The sequence below is a fragment of the Candidatus Tisiphia endosymbiont of Ditula angustiorana genome, assembly GCF_964026425.1.
In the GTDB taxonomy this organism is placed as follows: domain Bacteria; phylum Pseudomonadota; class Alphaproteobacteria; order Rickettsiales; family Rickettsiaceae; genus Tisiphia.
In genome coordinates, this window is record NZ_OZ032143.1 from 890130 (window position 1) to 916315 (window position 26186).

Genomic DNA, 26186 nt, shown 5'->3' on the forward strand with positions numbered 1-26186 from the left:
CACTAGATTATCAGTAGTAAAAACGATGTCCCCCCTACGAAAGCAGGGGTGACAATATTGTGAGTAACTACAACTGTAGTACTAAATACCGTATGAATTCGCTCCATAGAATGATTTATTAGGACACTGACTACATCTAGAAGATTTATTTAAAAGCAATTCTATAAATCTTGGTTCTTTAAAACATATTACATACCCTATCATATGAATCACAAAAGCAACAAGCAAATTCATAATACTATTACTTTGAATAAATAATGACATAGATATAATCATATTAAGTGCTGCAAATTTTATACTCACACCAAATATCATTGCGGGTCTTGTTAAACCGACAAATAACGGGTCTGATACTAAACTGCCTGACATAAATTACCCCTCTCTATAATACCATTTCCCATTATTAACTACGCTAATACTACAGTTGTAGTTACTACCCCGAGCTGTCATTCTTAGCAACGGCGGGAATCTAAAAAAATAGCCTAAAAGACTATTAAACATTATTAGATCGCAGCTTTCGCTGGGATGACATCGTTTTGACATTAGTACTACAACTGTAGCACTAAATAGCGTAGTTAATAATGGGAAATGGTATAACTCACTCATATTCTTTACTTATAAACATACTTAACAATATTGAATCAGGGAAAGCCGAATTGAGAAAATGTACATAATTGGTACTGTTTTGAATAGCACTTAAAGCTGCTTCAAGCAAGCCAACTTTTTCAGGATCAACAGTATTATTCAACATCTCTTTCAATACATTAACATCTTGTATTCGTATATACTTCTCTCCGGCAAATTCTAACCCATCACATAATAATACTAAATGATCTGCATCTAATGAGGAAGCAATTATCGATGCCGTCAGATTTACATCCAGCAGATGAGTATTGCCTTTTTCATCACTAGCTACTGGTGTTATAACAGGAATAATATTGCTATCTTCAAAATTTATTAAAATCTCAGGGTTTATTATAACTGGTTCACTGACAAACCCAATATCTATTACAGCTTGATTACTGTCTCTCCTATGTGATAATTTTGATTTCTTAGCTTGAATAAGATTAGCATCTTTACAGGAAATACCAATAGCATAACAACCTAAACTACAGAGCTTTGAAACTATACGCTTATTAATATAGCCAGACAGAACCATTTCCATAATTTGCGAGCTTTTATAATCGGCTACCTTAATATTATTGATAAATTTTTCATCACAGCCAAACAATTTTAGCGTATCATTTACCAAATTAGTATGATCATGAACTATAAAGATTTTAATGCCACAACTGTCAAGTAACTGTATTACCTCTGCAAAATTCGTTAACAATTTGTCATCATCAATAATTAATGACGGTAGCTTAAATACCATGACTTGATCTCTAACTTCACTACTACGTCTTATTATGTCTTTAATTAGGCTAGTATCTTTGACATGGGCAAAATCTTTACCTTCCTTTTCTTTATAATTTAATGCATTTTGCCAAATTAAACTGCAATTCTTTTGCACCTTCTTTACTCCTGCTACTTGTATAAATTACATTACAGGAGTAGCCTAAAGTTGCAAGAAAATTCTGTGTTACCGTCGTTAGGTTTTCTCTATGTGTTACCTTATCCGACTTTGTAAAAACAATTTGAAAATCTTTATTACAAGAAAGTAATAATTTAGCAATCTCTATGTCATTTTGCTTTATTCCTCTTCTAGCATCAATCAATAAATTTACTAATTTGAGGTTTAAACTCGTTCTAAGATAATATGCTATTAAGGTTTCCCACTGCTGCTTTATATATATTGGTACTTCTGCAAAGCCATATCCAGGAAGATCAACTAACATAAGTTTATCGGCAAGGGAGAAAAAATTTATTTGCCTAGTACGACCAGGAGTATTAGACACCCTAGCAAGACTTGAATTATTGCATATACTATTAATCAAACTTGACTTGCCAACATTTGATTTGCCGACAAATGCAATTTCTGGCAAAAATATGCTAGGAAACTGACTTATTTTTGCCACACCAGCAATGAATTTTGCTTCTTGACGAAAAAGTTTTGTAACCTTATCAACCGACATTATTGTCTAACTTATTGATGTAATATTGCTGAATTATCGATAAAATGTTATTCCAAGACCAGTAAATCAGCAATCCTGCTGGAAAACTACTAAACATTACTAAGAAAACCAGCGGCATAAATTTCATTACTTGAGCTTGAACTGGATCAGCTAGCTCTGGACTCATCCTTTGCTGTAAAAACATAGTCAGAGCCATAAAAATAGGCCATACACCAATCATCAGGAAGCTTGGGCAAGTAAATGGCAGTAATCCAAACAAGTTGAAAATTGTTGTTGGATCACTAGCAGATAAATCTTTTATCCAACCAAAAAATGGTGCTTGACGCATCTCAATAGTTACATTTAACACTTTATAAATTGAGAAAAATACTGGGATTTGTACAATAATGGGGAGACAACCAGCTATGGGATTAACCTTTTCTCTTTTGTACAATGCCATAACTTCTTGATTAATCCTCATTTTATCATCAGCATATAAAGCCCTAATTCTCTCGACTTCAGGCTGAAGATTTTTTGTCTTTTTCATCGAACGATATGATTTATTAGCTAGAGTAAACATTAGCAGTTTTATGATAACAGTTACAATCAAGATACTAACACCAAAGTTACCAACATAGTGATAGAAGAAGTTCATGGCATTAAAAACTGGCTTAGTAATTATATAAAACCAACCAAAGTCAATTGCACGATCAAATAGCGTAATATTATATTGCTTTTCGTATTTATCCAATAAATCAACTTTCTTTGCTCCGGCAAATAATCTTTGTGATATAGTAAATTTGTTTCCTACTTCTATAGTTTGAGTTGGTGAGATGAAGTCAACCTGATATTTTTCAATACCGTTTTTTATTACACAATTGAAATTAGCACTATACTTACTAATTTTATCAGGAATTAAGGAAGCTAGCCAATATTTATCTGTTATACCAATCCAATCAACAACACCTTGCAGAAATTTTTCAGTCTTTTTATCTTTTAAGTCATCAAAGGAATGTTCTTTAAGCCTACCATCAATAGCACCAATTGGTCCTTGATGCAGGATATTAGCCACTTTCTCTTTGCCAGTATATTTACGGTTAATTAGTCCATAATACTGAACTGATATTGGCTGCTTACTATCATTCACCGTAGTTTGATCTATGGTGAACAAGTAATTACTATCCATGCTGATAGTAACCAAGAATTTAACCCCATCTTTGTTGATCCATGATAAATTCACAGGTTTTGTAGGAGTAAGCTCATCACTATCAGCTTGCCAAAGAGTTTCACTGTCAGGAAGAATATTACTACCAGTTTTATCAAACCAACCTATTTCTGCAAAATAGGCTTCTTCTGACTGAGAATGAGCAAATAATACAACAGGCTTACTATCTTTTGATAGATCTTGCTTATACTTCAATAAAACCAAATCATCAAACCTTAACCCTTTTAAAGCAATCGATCCAGAAAGTAATTCTGAGTTTATCTGAATTCTCTTGGTAGCAACAAAGGATTCAGCTTCTTCAGAGGCTTCTACTTGAACATTCTTTTTCTTTAACTCTTGAACTTGCTTATTATATATTTTATTTTGCTGTTCTAATTTTTGTAATCTTGGTTTATCGTAAAAATATTGCCATCCAAAAATAATACCAAGGGACAAGACAATGGCAGCTACCAAGTTAACTATGTTATGATTCATCACGGTCTAAAAATAATTTAAGTTTACTAGAATATATCAGAATATTTGATTCCACTAAGTCTTTTATATATAATTAATTTAACCTCAAGTATTGATGTAATAAATTAATAGTAGGCTCAAGTAATCATCGCCATTAGGGATGATGTTACCGCCATTATGTCATCCCAGCGAAAGCTGGGATCTAAAACTATATAACATATCTTCTATGCTATTTTTTTAGACCCCGCACCGAAGCAGGGGTGACATAAAAGGAGAGGCAGGGACACCCTAGGCTATTAAACCGATATCTTACATCAATACTTGAGGTTAATTTAGGTACATAAAATAAAAATAGCTCCCTCTTCTTAGGATATTCATTAGACATACCCTATGAGTTCTATAAGATTTAAGCAAAATAATCAAGAAATTTGATTTATACTCAAATCAGGATCATTTGAGTATACGTCTTGATTTGCAATCAAACTCTGATATTATGCAAGGTAAAATTTTAATCGTAACACATATTTAACCTCAAGTACCGATGTAAGACATCGGTTTAATAGCCTAGGGTGACATCCGAAGGTGCAGGGGTGACACCCTAGGCTATTAAAACCGATGTCTTACATCGATATTTGAGGTTATTTACAGCCAATTGCTAATTGTCTAGCAATTGGTAATTGGGATAATTGTAAACTGATGAACGAAATCTTCTCTGGTACATTACCTGTTTTGTTGATTCCCTTGTTTGGTAGTATTATCAAAAGGAAATGGTTGACTTCTGAAGAATTTTGGCGAGGATTAGAGAAATTATCATATTTTTTTCTTTTCCCTATCATGCTTTTTAATAATATCTCTGCAGCCGATTTAAATGCATCGTCTATAATAAAACTAGTATTTGCATTAATCATCTCCACCTCTATTATTTCTTTGGCTTTAATTATTTATCAGAAGAAAACCAATTTTGACAAGGTTCAGTTTACTTCAACTTTTCAAGGTGCAATACGTTTTAATAGTTATATCTTTTTTGGTGTTAGTAGTCCTCTTTTGGGTCAGGAGGGACTTGCTATAGTATCTGTGATTTCATCCTATATGATCATTTTTACTAACATCATATCAGTAATGATTTTTGCACGTTATATTCCTGATAGTTCAGTAGCTAAGTCGCCTAAAGCTAGCTTTATATTGATACTTAAATTGATAGTACAAAATCCCTTGATTATAGCTAGTATAATTGGATTTCTTTTTAATTATTCTGGTTTAGAATTACATCTTGGTATAAAAAAAACCTTGTCTAGCCTGTCCAACTCTGCTTTAGCTATAGGTATGCTAAATGTTGGGGCAGGTCTCAAATTTTCTATGCGTGGTGCTATTTTACAAAATGTATTGCTTACTAGTTTTGTTAAGTTAGTGGCTTTTCCTATTGTCACAATAATTGTATTATCACTAATGTCAATAACTGGTACTGCTAAATCAGTTGGTGTTCTGTACAGCTGTCTGCCGTGTGCTAGCACTGCTTACGTTCTATCACGCCAGCTTGGTGGTGATCCGGAATCTATGGCATCAATTATTACGTTCACAACACTTTTTTCAATAGTATCATTGTCAGTTCTTATGTGGATGATATAACTAATAAACACTTGAAGTAATTAAGAAGGAATAACATCATGGGTGAAATGAATAAAATAAATTATCTCAAAGCCTTAGAATATCATCGAAAAGGTAAGCCAGGTAAAATTGCTATTGTGGCAACTAAGCCTTTGGATACTGCACATGACTTGGCTTTGGCTTATTCGCCAGGGGTAGCAGCTCCGTGTCTTGAAATTGCGAAAAATATAGATGATATTTATAAATATACTGCTAGAGGTAACTTAGTTGCTGTAGTAACTAACGGTACGGCAGTTCTTGGCCTTGGTAGTATAGGTGCAGCTGCGTCGAAACCCGTAATGGAAGGAAAAGCCGTTTTATTCAAGAACTTTGCTGATATTGATTCTATTGATCTTGAAATAGATACGACTGACCCTGATGAGTTTGTTAATGCAGTAAAATATCTTAATTACAGTTTTGGAGGTATTAATTTAGAAGATATTAAATCTCCTGAATGTTTTATAATTGAAGAAAAATTAAAAAGCTGTATGCAGATACCGGTTTTTCATGATGATCAGCATGGCACGGCTATTATTACTGCTGCAGGTTTAATTAATGCAGCTTATCTTACCAATCGTTCATTTGATAGTCTAAAAATTGTCGTAAGTGGTGCAGGGGCAGCGGCAATTGCTTGCATTGAATTACTAATTGCTCTTAGTGTAGACAAAAAAAATGTTATACTATGTGATAAAATGGGGGTAGTTTACCAAGGTCGGCAAGAAGGCATGAATAAATGGAAAGAATTATATGCAGTCGAGACCGATCTTAGGACTCTGAGTGATGCTATGAAGTCAGCCGATGTATTCCTTGGTTTATCTGTTAAAGGAACAGTATCGAAAGAAATGGTAGCTAGCATGGCTGCAAATCCTATCATTTTTGCCATGGCTAATCCAGACCCAGAGATTACTCCGGAGGATATACAGCTAGTTAGAAGCGATGCGATTATTGCTACCGGACGCTCTGATTATAATAATCAGATTAATAATGTTATGGGATTTCCGTATATTTTCCGTGGAGCTTTAGATGTTAGAGCTACTACTATTAATCAGGAAATGAAAATAGCTGCAGCAACTTCTTTAGCTGAATTAGCAAGACAAGCTGTCCCGAATGAAGTTTATAAAGCATATCCTGGTAAAAAAATGGTTTTTGGTCCAAATTACATAATTCCTGTACCATTTGATCCAAGATTAATTACCACTGTTCCGGTAGCGGTAGCTAAAGCTGCTATAGATAGTGGGGTTGCTAAAATTACCGAATTTGATGTTAAGAATTATGCAAAGGAGCTGGAAAGTAGGTTAAATCCTACCTCTTGTTACATGAATCTATTATTTGAGAGAATTCAACAGTCAACACCTCAAAGGATAGTTTTTGCCGAAGGTGAGGAGGAAGAGGTAATTATAGCTGCTATGAGCATACGGGATACTTCGCATGCTCATCCTATCCTAGTTGGTAGATATGATAAAATATCTGCTGTTTTAAATAGAATAGGTATGAATTATGATTTAAATGGTATTACCATAATGAATGCTGCTATTAACCAAAATCTTGATAAATATATAGATACTCTTTATAGCCGGTTACAGCGTAAAGGTTACTTATACCGTGACTGTGCTAGATTAGTTAAAAGTGATAGAAATATATTCTCAGCTATCATGGTAGCTTGTGGCGATGCTGATTGTATGGTTACTGGTGTAACAAAGAGCTATTATAGTAGCTTAGAGGATATTATGAAGGTAATAGAAGCCAAAGAAAATAACAGAATTTTAGGCTATTCCATTCTGATTGCCAAGGAGCATAATATAATTATTGCTGATAATAGTGTGGCTGAACTACCAAATGAGCAGGACCTTGTAGAAATAACCTTGCAGACTGCTAATATAGCAAAAAACATGGGAATGATACCAAAGGTTGCACTGCTTTCCTTCTCGACTTTTGGTAATCCAATGAGAGAAAAGGCAAATAGAGTACGGGAAGCTGTTAGAATTTTAGATAGTATGAGTCTAGATTTTGAATATGATGGCGAAATGTCAGCTAATGTTGCTCTGAACCCTAATCGTAATTCATATAAGTTTTGCAGGCTATCAAGCCCTGCTAATGTATTAATTATGCCCGGTCTACATTCGGCCTCAATCTCAACGCAACTATTACAAGAATTAGCTGGAGGTGTTTTTATAGGACCAATAATTAATGGTTTTGAATATCCGGTACAAATAGTACAAATGGGAGCATCGGCAAGTGAGATAACAAAAATTGCCACATTTGCCTGTATAGATGCAATAAATCTCTTGAACAAAAGATAAATTAATTTTCGGATTTTATATTATTTGTTAATAGGTTATAATAACTCTTTCGAGGAATTTTAATGATATATACATTAATTGCTTTAAGCTTGACTACATTAGTCTTAGTGATAGGGATCGTCTCTATGGCTATTGGTGGGAAATTTGATAAAAAATTTAGCTCAAAATTAATGTCGCTACGGGTTATATTTCAGGCAGTTGCTGTATGTTTGCTTGCTTTTCTCTATCTTTCAAAATAGTATAATCTCAAGTATTGATGTAATAAATTAATAGTAGGCTCAAGTAATCATCGCCATTAGGGGTAATGTCACCGCCATTATGTCATCCCAGCGAAAGCTGGGATCTAAAACTATATAACATACCTTCTATGCTATTTTTTAGACCCCTGCCTACGCAGGGGTGACATCCTAGGCTATTAAACCGATGTCTTACATCAATAGTTGAGGTTAGTATATTTCTCCTACTTTAAGAGTTGTTTTTACAACTCTTAAAGTAGGGAATTATTTTTTCACCCAAAAACTTGGAAAAATTTGTAAGTTAATACCATAATATGTCTGATCTATTTAGTTTTAATGATAAAAAGCCTAAAATTAATAATTCATATACTGCAAAAGATATTGAAGTATTAGAAGGGCTTGAACCTGTACGCAAACGTCCTGGTATGTATATTGGTGGAACAGACGAAAATGCTATGCATCATCTTGTTTCGGAAGTACTGGATAATGCTATGGATGAAGCTGTTGCTGGTTTTGCTAATATTATAACCATAAAAATGCATGTGAATAACAGTATCACTATTTCTGATAATGGTAGAGGAATTCCTGTCGATAATCACCCCAAATTCCCTGAAAAATCTGCTTTGGAGGTGATTCTAACTCAGCTCCACTCGGGAGGTAAATTTTCGAATAATGTATACCAAACAGCAGGCGGATTACACGGAGTTGGTATTTCTGTTGTTAATGCTTTATCAGACTATTTAGAAGTTAAAGTGTACAAGCAGGGTAAATTATTCAAGCAATCTTATTCTAGAGGGCATAAATTGAATGATTTAGAAAGTGAAGATGTTGCAAAAAAATTAAAGGGAACATCTATAAATTTTCATCCTGACCCAGAAATTTTTGGTGAAAAATCATGTTTTTCTCCTAAAAAAATATATGAATTAGCTAAATCAAAAGCCTATTTGTACAGGGGAGTAACGATAGAGTGGCAATGTGAGATTGAGACTAAAAGTGATGTACCGACAACAGCCCTAATTCATTTTCCAAATGGTTTGAAGGATTATTTAATATCAAAAATAAATCATGACGATTTAGTTAGTGGGGAGATTTTTTGTGGTAATATTGACTGGGACCAAGATCACGTAAAAGTGGAATGGGCAATTGCTTGGCATAAAAATGAATACCAACCCTTCATACAATCATATTGTAACACTATTCCCACCCCCCTTGGTGGCACTCATGAACAAGGTTTGCGTAATGCATTACTTCGCGGCTTGAAAATATACGGAGAAATGATAGGCAATAAAAAAACAACTCTACTTATTATTGAAGATATTCTTGAAACTTCTTCTATTGTTCTCTCTATATTTATCCAAGATCCAATATTTCAAGGACAAACAAAAGAAAAATTGGTTTCACTAGGGGTTAATAAAATAGTAGAAAACATTATTAAGGACCATTTTGATCATTGGTTGAGCAGTAATAAAGTAGCGGCAAACCAACTACTTGACCATATAGTCAATATTGCTGAATTCCGAATAAATAAGCGTAATGAAAAAAATACCTTACGTAAAACTGCTACACAAAAATTGCGACTACCAGGTAAATTAGCCGATTGTACAAGAACGTCTCCTAATGGGACGGAGTTATTTTTGGTTGAGGGAGATTCAGCTGGAGGATCAGCTAAGCAGGCAAGAGATCGAGAAACACAAGCTATTTTGCCTCTTCGAGGCAAAATTCTAAATGTTGCCAATGCGACTCTAGAAAAGATTACTAATAATCAAGAAATTCAAGATCTAGAAGTGGCACTAGCATGCGGTAGCCTTAAAAATTACCGAGAAGAAAATTTACGTTATGAAAAAATAATAATTATGACAGATGCTGATGTTGACGGAGCTCACATCGCCTCACTGTTAATGACATTTTTTTACCTTCGTATGCCAAAGCTAGTATCATCGGGTCATTTATATATTGCCAAACCACCACTTTATCGACTAACACAGTCTAATAAAATTTACTATGCAGTAAATGATCAACAAAAAACTGATTTAACTGCTAAATTATTAAAAAATAGTAAAGCTAAAATAGACATTGGTAGGTTTAAGGGACTGGGGGAAATGATGCCAGCTCAGTTAAAAGAAACAACAATGAATCCAAAAAATAGGTCACTTTTAAAAGTTACTATAGATGATTTTGATAATATTGCTAATATGGTAGAAGATCTTATGGGCAAGAAACCAGAAAAGCGTTTTCAGTTCATTTATAATCAGGCTTTAATTAAGATGGATACAATTATAAACAATCTCGATATTTAGGAGTACTATGTTCTTACGTTTAATTACAATATTATTATCAAGTTCTATCATTTTTTCTAATATAACATTTGCTGAAGAAGTAAAGAAGAAAGAATTACCAGATTTAGCTTATTTAAAACAATTCCAAGAGATCTTTGAACGTGTTAATAGAGACTATGTCCAAGAACCTGAAAAACAAAAAATGACTGATGCAGCTATAGATGGCATGTTAACTTCGCTAGATCCTCATTCTAACTACATTACTGATGAGGATCTAGAATATTTTCTTGACCACACTAAAGGAGAATTTGGAGGTATTGGTGTTGAAGTGCAGTATGACAATGGTGCTATCAAAGTCATTTCCCCTATTGATGATCTACCAGCTTATAAGGCAGGTATAAAAGCTGGAGACTATATTGTGGGGGTTAATGATGAGTTTGTATCAAATTTGGGATTTAATAAAGCGGTCAGAGAGATGCGTGGAGAACCAGGGGCAAAGGTAAAATTATTGGTGATCACGGAAGGTGAAAGCAAGCCAAAGGAAATTGAACTTACTAGAGAAATAGTTACAATTACCCCCGTAAAAGCTCATTTAGAAAGAAATGATATAGCTTATATACGAATAGGGATGTTTAATGAACATACCATTGCAGAATTAAAAAAATCTATGAGAACTTTAAAAGATGGCAGTAAAAATGGCCTAAAAGGTATTATATTAGACCTACGTAGCAATCCCGGTGGTTTGTTAGACCAGGCTGTTGCTGTTAGCGAATATTTTATTGATTCTGGGGTAATTGTCACTACCAAAGGCAGAAGCAAAAATAGTAACTCGGTATTGACTAGCAATAAATTTGCAGAAAAAGCACCATCTGTCCCGATTGTTGCTCTTATTAATGTTGGATCTGCTTCAGCTGCAGAAATCGTAGCTGGTGCATTGCAAGATCATAAAAGAGCAGTAATACTTGGAACAAAATCTTTTGGTAAAGGGTCCGTGCAAAGCTTTGCTACAATTAGTCCTAGAGCTGCTATAAAGCTTACAACAGCTAAATATTACACTCCTAGTGGTCGTTCAATTCAAGCAGAGGGTATTGAACCTGACATAGTGGTTGAGATGGCAAAAGTTGAGTATTACGAAACAAAATCAATAGATAGTAGATTTTCTGAATCTTCTCTAAAGAATTATCTAAAAAACGATAATAATAAAAATGATGATAAAAAAGTAGATACTACAGATAAAAATAAAGAACTTATTAAGAAAACAGATGATACTACAAAAAATACCAAACCAAAAAATACTGTAGAACAATTATCTGATCTTTATAAAAAAGATTATCAATTTGCTAGAGCTTATGATTTAATTATGGGATTAATCTTGACTAATAAAAGTGGCAATGAATTGAAAAAATAATGGGTAGGGTAATTTAAAAGTCGCAATCAATATGAGCATTTGCTTTATGATTAGAAATGATAAGATAAGGAATAGTACTTAACATGGCAAAACGATGTCATTCCCGCGTAGACGCCCGCGTGGATCACTAGTATGTCATTCCCGCGTAGGCGGGAATCTATAATATCTAATAGCCTTTGCAGGTGCATATGCAGGAATGACATTTAGGCTGCCATATAAGCACTATTACTCACCTTGTCGTTTTTGGAAATATCAGCTATTGGTTATGACTTTAATATTGTCCTGTGTCTAATGTGTAAGTAATATATGTGCAAACCTAATGATTCAAAATAAATATATTGTTAGACTGTCATCCATTGGCTTATTTATAAACATTATTGTAAATATGATTTACTATCGTTACTTCATTATTGAAGAAATGATTTTAAAGCAAGTCGGAGAAACAAATATTAAAATAGCTGATGTTTATACAAAAAATGTTTGGGATAGGAATAGAACTGCTGTAGATAAGATACATGAATTTGGTTATATAAATTTATTACAAGATACAGATTTTATTAGGTTTGCAACTACTTCAGTTGATATTTTTGTTAATCTTAATGCCTATATTTCTTTATATGATCTACAAGGTAATAAAATTATAACTAGTTCGCCAATTCAAGTCACAAGTCACATGAATTTTCCTGAAGATACTCTGTATCAAAAAATTCTTACCAAAATTGATAGATATTTTTTAAAAGAATTGAGTATAGAACAAGCCTTTAACAAAGCTTTTAAAGGGATAACAACTCATCTATTAATTCCTAGAGCCATGTTACATATATCAGGGGAGGTAAAGAAAGCATCTTGTATAACAAGTTATATCCCAATAATAAACCGTGATCCATTGAACCATCCTGTTGATGGTGTATTAGAGATACATACCAATATTACTGGTTTATGGTCAAGTATTATAGAGCTTGAAAGAAAAGTATTATTAACTTTTGTTATCATTCTAGTAATATTTTTAGTTATAGTTATGAGCAACACAAATTATGCACAAAAAATTATAGATCGGCAATTTGAGGCTAATAAAGCATTAGAGGAAGCAGTAACTAAGGTTAGAAATGAAAGTTCTGCTCATACTAAATTTTTTGCCAATGTTAGTCATGAGCTGCGTACCCCTCTAAATGCTATTATAGGTTTTTCAGAAATTATGATGTCTACACCTTACAATAAGGAACATGATATTTATGTAAAAGATATTCATAACGCAGGCAAGCATTTACTAGGTATAATAACCGATATATTAGACTTGTCAAAAGCATCTGCTGACAAGCTATTAGTTGATTTTGTAGAGTTAGACCTAAATAAATTAATTACTTCTACTATAAGGATAATGAAACCAAGAGCTGACCAAGTGAATGTAGCATTAATTGAAAAACTACCAAAAGATCATATTATTATAAAAGCAGATCCCAAAAGGCTTAAACAAGTATTTTTTAACCTTTTATCTAATTCTATAAAATTCACCAACCCATTAGGTTCTATAACAATTCATGCTGAAAAAAATGAATCTCAAGGACTAGTTTATGTGCAAGTTATAGATACTGGTATAGGAATTGATGAGAAAGATATTCCAAAAGTACTCTCAACATTTGGTCAAATTGATAGTGCCGTTGGCAGAAAATATCAAGGGACTGGTCTTGGTTTACCACTCACTCGAAAGTTGGTTGAACTAATGAAAGGTAAATTTGATCTACAAAGTAAAATAGGCATAGGCACAACTGTAACACTAACTTTTGCTTATGATAGTAGTATAGAACAATAACTACCCCAATGTCATTCCCGCGTGGATCAAAAAGCCAACGTAAGTAATGGTACTTACAGGACCAAAAACGATGTCATCCCTGCGAAGGCAGGGATCTAATAATGTTTAATAGTCTTTCAGGCTTATTTTTTTAGATTCCGCACCTGATTTAATACGTCTTCAGCATGTCCAGCCACTTGTACTTTTGGCCAAATGTAAGCTATCTTGCCTTTTTTGTCTATTAAGAAAGTAGCTCTATCAACTCCCATATATTTTTTACCAAACATTGATTTTTCTACCCAGACTCCATATTTTTCACAAGTATCAGAATTAGAATCTGATGCAAGATCAAAATCCAAACAATATTTTTTCTTGAATTTATCGTGAGAATTTAAGTCATCCTTTGATACACCAATAATGACAGCATTCATTTTTTCAAATTCTAGTTTTAATTTATTAAAGTCACCGGCTTCGATAGTACAACCTGGTGTATCATCTTTAGGATAAAAATATAATACAACAACCTTTCCTGCTAAATCTGACAAATTGATTTTACTATTATCACCTATTGGCATAGTAAAATTTGGTGCAGTATCGCCTATTTTTAATGTCATAACTACTCCTTTATATTTATTTTATTAACTAGTGTATACCATAGTACCCTACATTTTTTATATAACCACTATTAAAATGGCTGCTGATCTTCTATTAGCGAGGAGTCGCTGAAAGCGACGACGCGGCAATCCAGGATACGCAAAGCGTACTAGAAAAAACAGCTTCGCTGTTTACCTAGATCGCCACGGCATCTAAAGATGCCTCGCGATGACGATTATAGAAAAATGTAGGGTACTATGAGTGTATACTACTGTGATTTAAAAAGCAGAAGAGTATACACTCTAATTTCTTTTAGACAAATTACAAATCACAAAAATTACTGCTAACGAAATTGCTAATGCAAACCAAGTTATGGCATATTCTAAATGATCATTTCTGACATTCAGCAAATTTTCAATCGACAAACTTTTAAGAATATCAGATCGATTGTTATTACCCTCCATAATTAAATAAAAATCTTCTAATTTTAAGCCAAGAACATCAGAGCATTGAGTTAAATCCAAGGTAAACCAAACATTGTTTTTAACATCATTATCCAGTACAAACATCTTTGTTTTTTCACCGGGAAGAATTACACCTGTGATTTCCATAGAGTTATCTATTATATTATCAATATTTTCTTTATACCTCCCAGCAAACCACCCTAGTACAACCAAGATTATCTTGTTATCATCAGTTTGAAATGGGGTAACTAAATAATACCCATCTTTTTCAGTGGACATTGATCTGCGTCCATAAAGATGTAAATTCTTACCCGCCAGAAAATGACCGTTCGCCCTTATTTTAGCATATAATTTATGTCCACTAAGTGTTTTTATATCAATTGGCGGATTATTAAGATTATTTTTCATTGAACTTAAAAACTGTTCTTTTTCCTGTAATCTAGCAATTTGCCAAAACCCAAGTGATAAGAGAATTACAAATGCTAATATAGTAAGTAATAAAGGTAATAATTGAACTTGGCACTTACCGATTTTTAAAGTACTTTTTTTTAAAGTTTGTAACACTATAATTTCTTCATTATTTCTAGTAGTGATTCTAGAGTAGCTAGTTCTCTTTGTCTATTATCATTTAGGTATATAAAAAACTCCAAATTAAATAGCTCTAATGCTTCTGTTAATGATTTGGGGAATGACACTAAATTATATTGTTGATCAAAAGCATTGCCATATATTTTGTTGATATTATTTATTTTATCAGGAAATTTTAGACCTAGAAATATAGAGTTTAAAATAGTAAAAATTGCTAAATAAGGATCAGTTAGTGGATTTGCTATTCTATGTTCTAGTCTTTTAGGAGATAGGTCAGGGGTACGCAGTGCAACAGTTCTATTATTATTACCAAAAGATACATTAGTTGGTGCCATAAAATTCTTATCCAAACGAAGGTAATCATCTTCATTTGGCATGAATATCAAGAAAGTGTCAAGCATATAATGACAGATACTTTGACCCATTAGATCAAGCACATCAGTATCATCCCTGCGTAGGCAGGGATCTAGATTCCCGCTTTCGTGGGAATGACAACCTACGCTAGATTCCCGCCTACGCGGGAATGACATCTTTTCCGTTGGAACAAATGAGTAAATGATATTCGGGTTAGCTACATTAGACTTCTTGCATAATTCTACTTCTGTTGGTAATTTATACGTCGATCCGGTACTCAAATCCTCACGTACACTAGAGTACGCTGCGGTTTTCCGTTCCGTGTCTCCTATAAATTCCTCAACAGCAGCGAATTCTGCAAGAAGTCTATTATTCATTAAAGCAGAAGAGTCTATAAAATTTACATGAAAATGCATACTATTACCATAATCGCTTGCAAATGGTTTTGCAGAAAAATTTACATTACCCCGTAATTTTTCTGCAATAATTTGTATTTTAGACTTAGTGCTACTAATTTTTTCTATATACTCAATTATGTTAGTGGAAGGCGGCAAATCTACCTCAAATTGATTAGCTCCTTTTTCTTTCTTAACTGCTATTCCAAGTAGAGTCTGAAATTCGAGTGGATCAATATTTTTGCTTAAATAAAATTCTATTTCCACTCCGATGCAAGCTATTAGTGAGTAGTCTGTTCGAAATTTGTTAATGATTTTTTGTAAAGCATTGTTCTTTTGCAAATGATCTGATAGTGTATGGATAAATTTCTGTAGGGTGGTCATATGGATGAGTTTATAAAAAATAAAGTTTATTATAAAATTTTTGATGGAAGCTTCAAGCAATCTAGTCATATTTATAGTAAAAAAAATAAGTTGGGTGACTCTAGAACCTTAGAAAGTGTCGAGAATAATCGGCTAACAGTAGTTAAACATTATGATGCCGAGAATATTGTTATCCTACAGCAAGTGCATGGTAACAAAGTTATTGATGCTGATAGTGATATTGAGAATGATCCCGAAGCTGATGGGGCAGTTACTACCAAAACAAATCTAGTACTAACAGTACAAACTGCTGATTGCGTTCCTATTCTACTTAGTAGCGAAGATGGTAAGGTTATAGGGGTAGCTCATTGTGGTTGGCGTGGAGCTAAAGCTGGTATCACTAATAATTTAGTAAAACTAATGCATGAGAAAGGAGCAAAAAATATTAAAGCTATTATTTGCCCTAGTATTCAACAATATTCTTATGAGGTAGACCAAGAATTTTACGATAATTTTATAAAGCAGCGGGCTGAGAACTCAAAGTTTTTTAGTGCCTCTTTGAGAACAAAGCATTATATGTTCGATTTACCAGCTTATGTAGAACTTCAACTGCAAAAAGCGGGTATTAAAGATATAACAAGGATGCTAGAAGATACATATACTAACCCTGAGAAATATCCAAGTTATCGACGTGCCTGCCATACTGGAGAATTATATAACCGTACCATATTATCTACTATTGTAATTAAAGCATAAATAGTTAGTAAATACAGCTTCTCTATACGTCATTGCGAGAAGGCTGTAAGGCCGACGAAGCAATCCAGTAACATCATTTATTATAGATTGTTTCCTAGATTGCTTCGCTTACGCTCGCAATGACACTATACCCCAATTCGGGATAAGAATTAGTTAATTCTTATCCCGAATTGGCTTTAATATAAGGAAAAATGCATTCTTAAAGCGGCTAACGCGAATGCATTTTAAACCTTTCCAAAGCTAAAAACATGATTTTAGCAAAATATTAACTTAACAATCAGATGCAGAGCGTCTCAAATCTGATTGTTTCTATAATTTTACCGAATTTGGGATAAGAATTGGCAAATTCTTATCCCGAATTCGCGTGCTATGGTATAGGTGTTTGTAAACTTTCAACAGTTGTGAGGCTTTGCCCGCGTGAATTTATAATTGCTGATGGCAAGAAGTCTATTATTACAAACAAAAAGATTGCCCTAGATATACTTCCTTTACTTGATAGCTTGTGGCTATTTCTTGTGGAGTTCCTTCTAATAGGACTTTTCCTTCGTAAATAATATAGGCTCTGTCAACTATATTAAGAGTATCTCTAACATTGTGATCGGTAATTAGGATGCCGATATTGCGGTTACGTAAGTGAACAATCAAATTTTTAAGATCCTCAATTGCTAACGGATCAATGCCTGCAAGTGGTTCGTCAAGCATAATAAATTTGGGATCTAGTGCTATTGTTCTTGCGATTTCTAGCCTACGTCTTTCTCCGCCGGATAATCCTATTGCTGGCATGTCTTTTAGATGAAGAATAGAAAATTCTTTAAGCAAATCTAATGTTTTTTGTTCGATAATTTCTTGGTCATTTTCTAAAACCTCTAGCATTAATCTAATATTATCTCCTACAGATAGCCCACGAAAAATTGATGGTTCTTGAGGAAGATAGCTAAAGCCAAACCTAGCTCTTAAATAAATTGGTAAATGAGTAATATCATGATCATTATAAAATAATGCTCCACTATCTGGTTTGGTAAGTCCTATAATAATACTAAAACAGGTAGTTTTACCTGCACCGTTTGGACCAAAAAGACCAACTATTTCTCCTGTTTTTAATTGAAGAGATACGTCGTTTAGGATCACTCTCTTATTATAAGATTTTGAAATACTACTTACTTGTAATTTCTCTATTATTAAATGCGGCATACTTTAAAAAATTTCTTACATAACTAATTTTTTGATTTGGTATAATCTATATTAACCTCAGTTCGATATAAGAATTATTAATTCTTATATCGAACTGGCTTTGTTATAAGGAAAAATGCACTCTTGAAGCGGCTGACGCGAGTGCATTTTAACTTTTTTCATCATTCAATATGTGATTTTAATTATTAAAATCACATATTGAATGGAGTGTTATATTTTAACAATCAGGTGGGCAGCCGCTTCAAACCTGATTGTTTCTATATATAACCTGAATTCGATGTAACTTGTTACATCGAATTCAGGTTCAGGTTATATTATTGAGTTCCGTATAATATACTAGCTTGTCAGTTTTTATAATACCATCCTTATTCTGTACTATTACATCACCAAGCAGTACTAGTTCTTTTCTTTCTACAAAATATTTTGCAGAAGTAGCAGTTAGTAACTCTTGACCATTATTCCTCTTAGCAGTCAATCTTGACGGTATAGAGATGTAATCAATAGTTTTTTTATTATCAACTGTTTTATAAAAAATTTCCAAATTAGTTGTTTTTACCATTATATCATCAAACCACAAAATCACCTCTCCTGTAAAACAAGCTTGATTCTTAGTTTGATCAATTACTAAATTGTCAGAATTAATATATAATTTATCCATACTCGAATGCTTTGAGTACGGATGTTTCCCATAGGCTGATGAACTCATGATTAGAACAAGCAATACATAGCAAATCATGCTAAAAATCTGATACATCAATAACCGTCGATACATTACCTTTGAAATTTATAATATCATTATCATGTGTAGCACTAAAATTATTAGAAGTAATTTTACAATTTTTATAAGATAATACCACCCCTGTGTTACTATATGTTTCTTTATTTAGTAGATTCAGTTGGGCTTCTTGTGCTTTTAATGTGCTTTCTCCTAAAAAAAACTGTACATCATTTTTTAATTTTAACATGTGACTATTCTCATTTAATATACCATTTTTTGCACTGATCACTAAGTCTTTGTTGTCACTTATTTTATATGTAGCATTAATTTCTTCTAGTTTATATTGATTACCTAAAGTCCTAACTGCTTGCACAGCCTGAATCTGGTAAGGATTTAAGTTTTTATTGAACCCCTTAAAAATTGAATTTGAAATTTTTATTTCATAATCGAGTTTATCATTTAGATCAAAAGCACTATTGCTACTATTATCCTCAGTTGATTTTGAATTATTACTGATAGGATTTAAATTTATATAAATTAAATATAAGGTTAATACTATCCCTAAACAAGATAAGATCTTTGATAGACTAATTGAACGTCTATAAGATGAAATGATAGCACTACTACCTTTATCTATGAAGGAAATCTTAACCATAATATTGCCAACATTATACGCGAATTTGGGATAAGAATTAACTAATTCTTATCTAGAATTGGGGTAACATTATCATGGACATTCATCAGCTGATTCCTGCCCTAAGTAAGTCATGGATATGAACAATACCAATCACTATATTATTTTCAGTTACTGGTATGCTAGTAATTGATTTACTATTCATTACACCTAAAGCCTCTCCCGCTAACTTCGAAGGAGAAATTTGTTTTGGGTTAGAAGTCATTACATCGTGAGCATACTTCATATCTATTTTATCATTAATATGTCTACGTAAATCTCCATCTGTTATAATACCAACCAAACTCAAATCTTTATCTACCACTATAGCACATCCAAGACTCTTTTGATTCATAACCAATATAGTATCGGTAAATGAGGTATCAGCATATACTAAAGGCAACTGATCTTTCCCCCGCATTAAGCTCTCTACCTTTATAAGATTCGCTCCAATCTTCCCCCCAGGATGATACAACCGAAAATCATCTTCAGAAAAACCTCGTGCTTCATGTACAGAAGTGGTAAGTGCATCTCCAAGAGATAACATCATTACTGAAGAAGTTGTTGGAGCGGCAATATAAGATGCTTCTTTGATTCTTGGTATTAATAATAGGAAATCGCTATTGATTGCTATAGTAGAGTTGGCATTCATAGTCATGGCAATTATTTTTATAGAAAATCTTTTACAATATTTCATTATATCAAATAATTCTTTTGTTTCCCCTGAATTAGACAGCATGAATACTACATCATTGTCAGTTACCATACCAAGATCACCGTGGCTAGCCTCAGCTGGGTGCAGATAAAAAGCAGCCGTACCGGTAGAAGCAAAACTTGCTGCTATTTTATGAGCTATATAACCACTCTTTCCTATGCCGGTTAAAATAATCCTACCTTTATAGTTAATTATATAATCTACTATATTGTTAAAATCACTAGAAATATTATTAGATAATTCAACTAATGCAGCAGATTCTTTTAATATAACCCTTTTAGCAACATCACAATGGTATGGTATTTTCATATAGTGTCCGAGTTGTTCAACGATGTTATTCCTACGAAGGTAGCATTCCACGTGGATCAAAAAGCCAACGTAAGTAATACCCCAATTCGGGATAAGAATTAGTTAATTCTTATCCCGAATTCGCGTGTAATGGTACTTAACCTCAGTTCGATGTAACAAGTTAATACTAGACCCAGTATCATCTCTATTGTGGGTGATGTCACCCCTGCGTAGGCAGGGGTCTAAAGAAGTAGCAAGGATTAAGTGCTTAAACATTTTTAGATCTCTGCCTTCGCAGGGATGACATCGAGCATGCAGAAAATAATAATTATTCTTACATCGATACTCGAGGTTACTTACAAGACCAAAAACGATATCATTCTTAGCAACGGCGGGAATCCAAAGAATAACCTGCAAAGGCTATTATACCATTTCCCATTATTAACTACGCTAATACTACAGTTGTAGTTACTCCCCAAAGCTGTCATTCCCGCTTCGGTCAGGAATCTAAAAAAATAGCCTAAAAGACTATTAAACATTATTAGATCCCAGCTTTCGCTGGGATGACATCGTTTTAACATTAGTACTACAACTATAGCACTAAATAGCGTAGTTAATAATGGGAAATGGTATTACACATCCAACCTGACGCCGAGTGATACATTATGACCTTTATATGCTAATGATTTAATATGATTTTTTATTTCTTTTGTGCTACCAAAATCTTTCCAACTGTAAGCTGCTTCAACTTTTACTCCTGGGGCTAACTTTGTAGCAACTCCAAGAGTAAGCTGGTAGACTAGGTTGTTTTTTTTACCACTAGAAACTGATACACCATTATTCTTAGTAATTTGGTTTTTTAGTTGACCAATTCCAGCACCAGCACCAACAAAAAATTCACAAATACTTATATCAACAATATCCACATAACCATTAAGCATTAAAGTAGCAATTTGAGGCTTAATTTTTGAGTCTGTACCGACAAAAGAATGCTTAGATTGCTGATTAGCAATCCAAGCAAGCATGAGATCAGCTCTAACATTATCTAGAATATAATAACCCAAACCTCCGCCAAGAAACATAGCGGTATTTTGCTTTAGTTTTTTATCATTTAACTTAATATTAGCCATTTTATTTGCTCCAACCTCTGCTTTCAAATAAAATTGATTTTCAATAGCCAAAGAGGAAACAGAAAATAAAAGTGAAATAGCTATAATCGTTACTAAGAGTAAATTTTTCATAATTCTATTTTTTAATTTAACCGCAAGTATCGATGTAATAAGTTAATACTAGGCTCAAGTAATCATCCCAATTAGGGGTGATGTCACCCCTGCTTCAGTGCTGGGTCTAAAAAAATAGCATAGATCCCGCTACTTTCACAGAGATGACACCCTAGGCTATTAAACCGATGTCTTGCAGTGATACTTGAGGTTAATTTACAGTTTACTATAAATTAAACTAATCAGCTAGCTTATTTTTTAAGATATAGTGAAACCTATTGAATTAGGTGATACAAATTTTGTGTCATACCTGCGAAAGCAGGTATCTAGATTCCCGCCTACGCGGGAATGACAATTTACAATTGTTATGTTCTTTATCACCTAATCCTATGGGCTTAACTATAACTCTCATGGCAGTTCAAAAATCGCAACTAATAATTGATATAACGTACATTTAGCTATTGTCGATATCATCCTTACTATTACCCACAAATATTAGAGTTAGCTAATTGATAACCTTGAACTAGATCAAATAACCGTTGCCATCCTCTCCACAATACAATAGGACCAGGCTCTAGATCATTTTTTCTTGCTAAATACCCACCCAATTTAGCAACCCATATTATAGCATTTTTTATTGTAGGAATTGTATTATTAGGGGGAGCTGCTTTGTGTATCTTTACATACAAAACTCGCCATTCTTCTTCAGCTAATATTACACTACATGGTAGATTAGGATTAGTTCTGCCAATTAAAGTAATAAAAAAAATTCTCCAAGCAATTATGCTCATGATTGTCAAGTATTTTATTAATCTTTCTCCTGTTGCAAGTCTACATTGTTCAACCCTAAATCCAGATTTTAAAATTTTATGAAAAATTTCAATTCTCCATCTTAAACAATACCATCTTACTTTCTCTATAGCTTCTTCAAAATTATTGATAACTATATTGGTTAGTAACATCCATTCTAATGGTGTTGTTCCACTAGGGGGACGACGCTCAATAACATTGATGGCATATACTGGTAAATTTGGCAATGTTTCTGTTTTATGTCTTACATTGTTTACAGGAGGATTCATTATAAATTTTCCAAATCTAACTTCCAAATGTCTAATCCTATTAGCTTTATTTTCTTGACTAGTATCTTTAACTGCTATTTCTCCAGCACACTGGAAACCCGATACTACCTTCCACAAATATTGTCTATCTTTTTTGGAATATTTTGACTTTTTATTTATTTCTCTATCCTGTGCAGCTCTAACTAAAACTTTAGATTTCTGAGCTTGTGCCAATTCAAAAAAATCATATATATCAGCTTCTCTATCACAAACAGTTATAATTTGGGTATTACTATTATTCGTTGCATTAATAGTGTTCTGTAATGCATTAAGCCACTTCATACTTTCTTTATCTTTAATATGTACCGCATTACCATGACTAGTTTTTTTTAACTGTTGTATTTCTTCAGGCACTGCTGGTCTATTGTGAATCTTTTGATCCAACAACCCAAGTGCTAATCCATTGGTAGCAACCGCAAAGGCAGTATGCATTATCAGACCTTTACATTCAATATTTTTAACATTCTTTCCCTCTTTTCTTGATAACACACCCAATCCAGTAGTTTTTTTATGACTAGTATATGTGATATAACTAGTATCTTGTATAACAAGAACTTTATCATGCTCTTTGATTCTTTCTACTGCTTTAGCAATATGGGCTTCTAATATTTTTGATTCCTTAACATTATCGTTTTTAAAAAAACGATATGCTGCTTTTGTTTCTGCCCAATTTCCACATGCTTGATTAATTGAGCTTTCAGGTATATTTGCAAAATTATCAGCTATCTTTATTAACCTATTTGTCAGCCTTTTATCACCCAAAATAGCTCCACTAAATTCCTCGGTCAAATAATTATTTATTATTTCTTGACTCATACTATACCTCTACAATGTAATATTTTAATTGCAAATCAGTATATTATTTTTACTTCTTTTTCACCATTGTTATTTTGTGGGTAATAGTAAGGATATCATCCCCGCGTAGGCATTGCCCGCGTGGATCAAAAAGCCAACGTAAGTAATGGTACTTACAAGACCAAAAACGATATCATTCTTAGCAACGGCGGGAATCCAAATACGATCTTACAATGTCACCCCTACTTCGGTGCGGGGTCTAAAATAACTTAACACAACCTATCTTGGTCTATTTTTCTAGATCCCTGCCTACGCAGGGATGACATATTAGTGATCCACGCGGGCAAAACCTTCGCGGGAATGACATCGTTTTTGCTACAAAGCCGAAGTTTAAATGTCCCTGCAACCAACCCTACAAATAACAAAAGAAGAGGGTTACTAAAAGCCCTCTTCTTTTGTAGAACAAAAATAATAAATCTATAAATTATTACTAAGTGTGCAAGTTTTTTTAACTTAAGTACCCTCGGTGTCATTCCCACGTAGGCGGGAATTTAAAAAAATAGCATGGATAATGTGTTGTTAGATATTTTAGATCCCCGCTTACGCGGGGATGACATCAACCTTTAAGGAGTATTATACTTACTTAAACTTGTGTACTTGGTAAATTATTATTAAATATCAAATCTTAAGCCAGCCATTAAATTGTGAGCTCTGTAAGCGGTTTTAGATATTTTGTCAGTCTCCTTCTTATCTTTATTTTTAGAATTTGTTTCTCCATAATCTCTCCAACTATAGGCAAGATCAACATTCACACCATCAGCCACATTAGCAGAAGCACCAACAGTTAACTGATAAGCAAAATTATTAGCGGGTTTCCTAGTTGCAGACCCTCTGTTAGTATTTTCAACCTTTCCCTCAAAGGTTGTAGTTGAATCCCTAGTTAGTTTCTCTTTTATTTGAGCCATACCAACACCTGCTCCGGCAAAGAACTTAGCAAAACCTGCATCATACAAATCAACATAACCGCTGAGCAACAATGACACCACTTGTCCTTTAGCTGTCGTTTTTCTAACTTCTTGATACTTTGAAGGAAAATTGTTAGTAGTAGTATTAGTAAATTCTGGATTGACTAGGAAATCAAGCGTCAATTCTGCTCTAACATTATCCATTGCATAATAACCAGCACCAAGACCCAAAATAGCGTTAGTTTTAGATTTAAATTTCAAGCTATTTTCTTTCTTTGTTTCAGCACCTTCCCATGTCACTTTCGTATTATTCAACTTACTCGCACCACCTTCGGCTTTAATATAAAACTGCCCTACATCTGCAAAAGATGTAGCAGAAGTTAAAAGAGCCGTACTTGTAGCAGCGATTAAAAACAATTTTTTCATAATATTTCTCCTTAAATTATATAGACAAGAACCCCCTTATAGATTCTCAAATAATACCCGTGAAACACAAATCTCTCCAAATTCCACTTAGGCTACCTAGTTTGGTATATATAGCATACTAATTTCCTTATGCCAAACTAAAAACTATTCTGAGCATTAATCAATAGTGTTATAGAGAGACTTTGTGGCAATAAAAACACAATAGACTGATCTATAGCTAACCCGAAAATGTTTTACTCGATAATCAAGTTTTTTTCTGAAGGCTACAATTCATGACAGTTTATGTCCATAACTGTCGAAAGTTAGAAGAGGAAGGGGTTTTAAATAGGGTAACGTCATTGCGAGGAAGACCGTAGGTCGACGAAGCAATCCAAAAAAAGTAACCATAAGTGGATTGCTTCGTCGGCTTACGCCTTCTCGCAATGACAGCGGTTATAAGCCAACAACTTTTAAACTGTCATTATGACTTCTAAAACCGCTTCCTCTTCTAACTTTCGACAGCTGTGGTTTATGTCCCCTGCGAAGGCAGGGGTCTAAAAAGTCTAACACACCCTTTCGCTCTATTTCTTTAGATCCCTGACTTCGCAGGGACATCTTTTCAGCTTCTTTTCATGATTTTTAAAATGCCCTGAATTATATAACTCAATAAAAATTTGATTATCGAGTTTTAGGTATATGTTAATCTTAGCTTAGCTAGAAGCGATGTCATCCCTGCGAAAGCTGGGATGACATCGTTTTGACATTAGTACTACAACTGTAGCACTAAATAGCGTAGTTAATAATGGGAATGGTATTAGCTATAACTGAAAACATTTAGCAAATTCTCTACGCTATCTGTGTTCGCAAGTTTATTGTTTTTATATTCTCCACATTTAAGGCATTTATGGGTTAGAATTATGCCCTTTTTACTGTCGAGTTTATAGGAAACTGGCTGCATTAGTCCGTTACATCTAGAGGCTCTATCCCCAGGGTTAATATCCACATGCTTGCTGTAGAAACATGTTGAACAATGGTTAGTATAGCCATTTCCTTGTATCGATTCACTACATATCTCACAAATAAAATCTTCTTTATTTCTATAAAACTTTTTTGTAACCATTTTTTAACTTTTTTTGGCAATATTAACTATATGAAATTATTAAAAAAGCTGTATTACTAAATAATACGTAATACGCGAA

Annotated in this window: 22 protein-coding genes; 7 read left to right on the forward strand and 15 right to left on the reverse strand. The window is 33.5% G+C overall.

Annotation, left to right across the window (positions count from 1 at the left end; all coding sequences use genetic code 11):
• Positions 1–81 precede the first annotated feature (81 nt).
• The 4 genes from AAGD29_RS04045 to yidC form a co-directional block, all read right to left on the reverse strand.
• Positions 82–369, reverse strand: a complete 288-nt coding sequence (locus AAGD29_RS04045; protein WP_341753466.1) for a VirB3 family type IV secretion system protein — start codon at positions 367–369, stop codon at positions 82–84.
• Between the two features lie 229 nt (positions 370–598).
• Positions 599–1513 (reverse strand): acetylglutamate kinase, encoded by a 915-nt coding sequence (locus AAGD29_RS04050; RefSeq protein WP_341758615.1) that lies wholly within the window; start codon positions 1511–1513, stop codon positions 599–601.
• Complete coding sequence (gene yihA, locus AAGD29_RS04055; protein ID WP_341758616.1) at positions 1467–2075, reverse strand: ribosome biogenesis GTP-binding protein YihA/YsxC; 609 nt, start codon at positions 2073–2075, stop codon at positions 1467–1469. Before yihA ends, AAGD29_RS04050 begins: the two co-directional genes overlap by 47 nt.
• A complete protein-coding gene (yidC, locus tag AAGD29_RS04060) occupies positions 2065–3753 on the reverse strand; it encodes a membrane protein insertase YidC (RefSeq protein WP_341758617.1) in 1689 nt (562 codons plus the stop codon). The genes yihA and yidC overlap by 11 nt, the downstream gene beginning before the upstream one ends.
• 675 nt (positions 3754–4428) lie before the next feature.
• On the opposite strand from yidC, the gene AAGD29_RS04065 reads away from it, so the two are divergent.
• From AAGD29_RS04065 to AAGD29_RS04090, 6 genes are all read left to right on the forward strand, one after another.
• Complete coding sequence (locus AAGD29_RS04065) at positions 4429–5358, forward strand: AEC family transporter (protein ID WP_341758618.1); 930 nt, start codon at positions 4429–4431, stop codon at positions 5356–5358.
• Positions 5359–5396: 38 nt separating this feature from the next.
• Positions 5397–7676 (forward strand): NADP-dependent malic enzyme, encoded by a 2280-nt coding sequence (locus AAGD29_RS04070; RefSeq protein WP_341758619.1) that lies wholly within the window; start codon positions 5397–5399, stop codon positions 7674–7676.
• A gap of 62 nt (positions 7677–7738) precedes the next feature.
• Positions 7739–7915 carry a twin transmembrane helix small protein gene (locus tag AAGD29_RS04075; protein ID WP_341747906.1) on the forward strand — a complete coding sequence of 59 codons (177 nt, stop codon included), beginning with the start codon at positions 7739–7741 and terminating at the stop codon, positions 7913–7915.
• A 311-nt stretch (positions 7916–8226) separates the two neighbouring features.
• Positions 8227–10209, forward strand: coding sequence for a DNA topoisomerase IV subunit B (parE, locus tag AAGD29_RS04080; protein ID WP_341758620.1), 1983 nt, complete (start codon positions 8227–8229; stop codon positions 10207–10209).
• Between the two features lie 7 nt (positions 10210–10216).
• On the forward strand, positions 10217–11596 hold the full coding sequence (locus AAGD29_RS04085) for a S41 family peptidase (protein WP_341758621.1): 1380 nt from the start codon (positions 10217–10219) through the stop codon (positions 11594–11596).
• A gap of 319 nt (positions 11597–11915) precedes the next feature.
• Complete coding sequence (locus AAGD29_RS04090) at positions 11916–13406, forward strand: HAMP domain-containing sensor histidine kinase (protein ID WP_341758622.1); 1491 nt, start codon at positions 11916–11918, stop codon at positions 13404–13406.
• A 122-nt stretch (positions 13407–13528) separates the two neighbouring features.
• Here AAGD29_RS04090 and bcp read toward each other — a convergent pair whose 3' ends face one another.
• The 3 genes from bcp to AAGD29_RS04105 form a co-directional block, all read right to left on the reverse strand.
• Positions 13529–13999: a thioredoxin-dependent thiol peroxidase gene (bcp, locus tag AAGD29_RS04095; protein WP_341758623.1), complete on the reverse strand. Its 471-nt coding sequence runs from the start codon at positions 13997–13999 to the stop codon at positions 13529–13531.
• Between the two features lie 282 nt (positions 14000–14281).
• On the reverse strand, positions 14282–15007 hold the full coding sequence (locus AAGD29_RS04100) for an SURF1 family protein (RefSeq protein WP_341758624.1): 726 nt from the start codon (positions 15005–15007) through the stop codon (positions 14282–14284).
• Positions 15007–16164 (reverse strand): palindromic element RPE1 domain-containing protein, encoded by a 1158-nt coding sequence (locus tag AAGD29_RS04105; protein WP_341758625.1) that lies wholly within the window; start codon positions 16162–16164, stop codon positions 15007–15009. Before AAGD29_RS04105 ends, AAGD29_RS04100 begins: the two co-directional genes overlap by 1 nt.
• Between AAGD29_RS04105 and pgeF the strand changes: the two genes are divergently transcribed.
• Complete coding sequence (gene pgeF / locus AAGD29_RS04110; RefSeq protein ID WP_341758626.1) at positions 16165–16899, forward strand: peptidoglycan editing factor PgeF; 735 nt, start codon at positions 16165–16167, stop codon at positions 16897–16899.
• 453 nt (positions 16900–17352) lie between these two features.
• Here the strand turns inward: pgeF and lptB are convergent, their stop codons facing one another.
• The 8 genes from lptB to AAGD29_RS04150 all read right to left on the reverse strand — a co-directional run bounded on the left by lptB (position 17353) and on the right by AAGD29_RS04150 (position 26107).
• Positions 17353–18090 (reverse strand): LPS export ABC transporter ATP-binding protein, encoded by a 738-nt coding sequence (gene lptB, locus AAGD29_RS04115; RefSeq protein WP_410521178.1) that lies wholly within the window; start codon positions 18088–18090, stop codon positions 17353–17355.
• Between the two features lie 304 nt (positions 18091–18394).
• On the reverse strand, positions 18395–18748 hold the full coding sequence (locus AAGD29_RS04120; RefSeq protein ID WP_341758627.1) for an LptA/OstA family protein: 354 nt from the start codon (positions 18746–18748) through the stop codon (positions 18395–18397).
• 79 nt (positions 18749–18827) lie between these two features.
• Positions 18828–19463 carry an LPS export ABC transporter periplasmic protein LptC gene (lptC, locus tag AAGD29_RS04125; RefSeq protein ID WP_341758628.1) on the reverse strand — a complete coding sequence of 212 codons (636 nt, stop codon included), beginning with the start codon at positions 19461–19463 and terminating at the stop codon, positions 18828–18830.
• Between the two features lie 85 nt (positions 19464–19548).
• Positions 19549–20505 (reverse strand): KpsF/GutQ family sugar-phosphate isomerase, encoded by a 957-nt coding sequence (locus AAGD29_RS04130; protein ID WP_341758629.1) that lies wholly within the window; start codon positions 20503–20505, stop codon positions 19549–19551.
• Positions 20506–21116: 611 nt separating this feature from the next.
• Positions 21117–21725: an outer membrane protein gene (locus AAGD29_RS04135; RefSeq protein ID WP_341758630.1), complete on the reverse strand. Its 609-nt coding sequence runs from the start codon at positions 21723–21725 to the stop codon at positions 21117–21119.
• Positions 21726–22186: 461 nt separating this feature from the next.
• Positions 22187–23638, reverse strand: coding sequence for an IS4 family transposase (locus AAGD29_RS04140; RefSeq protein ID WP_341757292.1), 1452 nt, complete (start codon positions 23636–23638; stop codon positions 22187–22189).
• Between the two features lie 650 nt (positions 23639–24288).
• Entirely contained in the window at positions 24289–25008 is a 720-nt protein-coding gene (locus AAGD29_RS04145) for an outer membrane protein (RefSeq protein ID WP_341758631.1), read from the reverse strand.
• A gap of 793 nt (positions 25009–25801) precedes the next feature.
• Positions 25802–26107, reverse strand: coding sequence for an RNHCP domain-containing protein (locus tag AAGD29_RS04150; protein ID WP_341758632.1), 306 nt, complete (start codon positions 26105–26107; stop codon positions 25802–25804).
• Between the last annotated feature and the right edge of the window lie 79 nt (positions 26108–26186).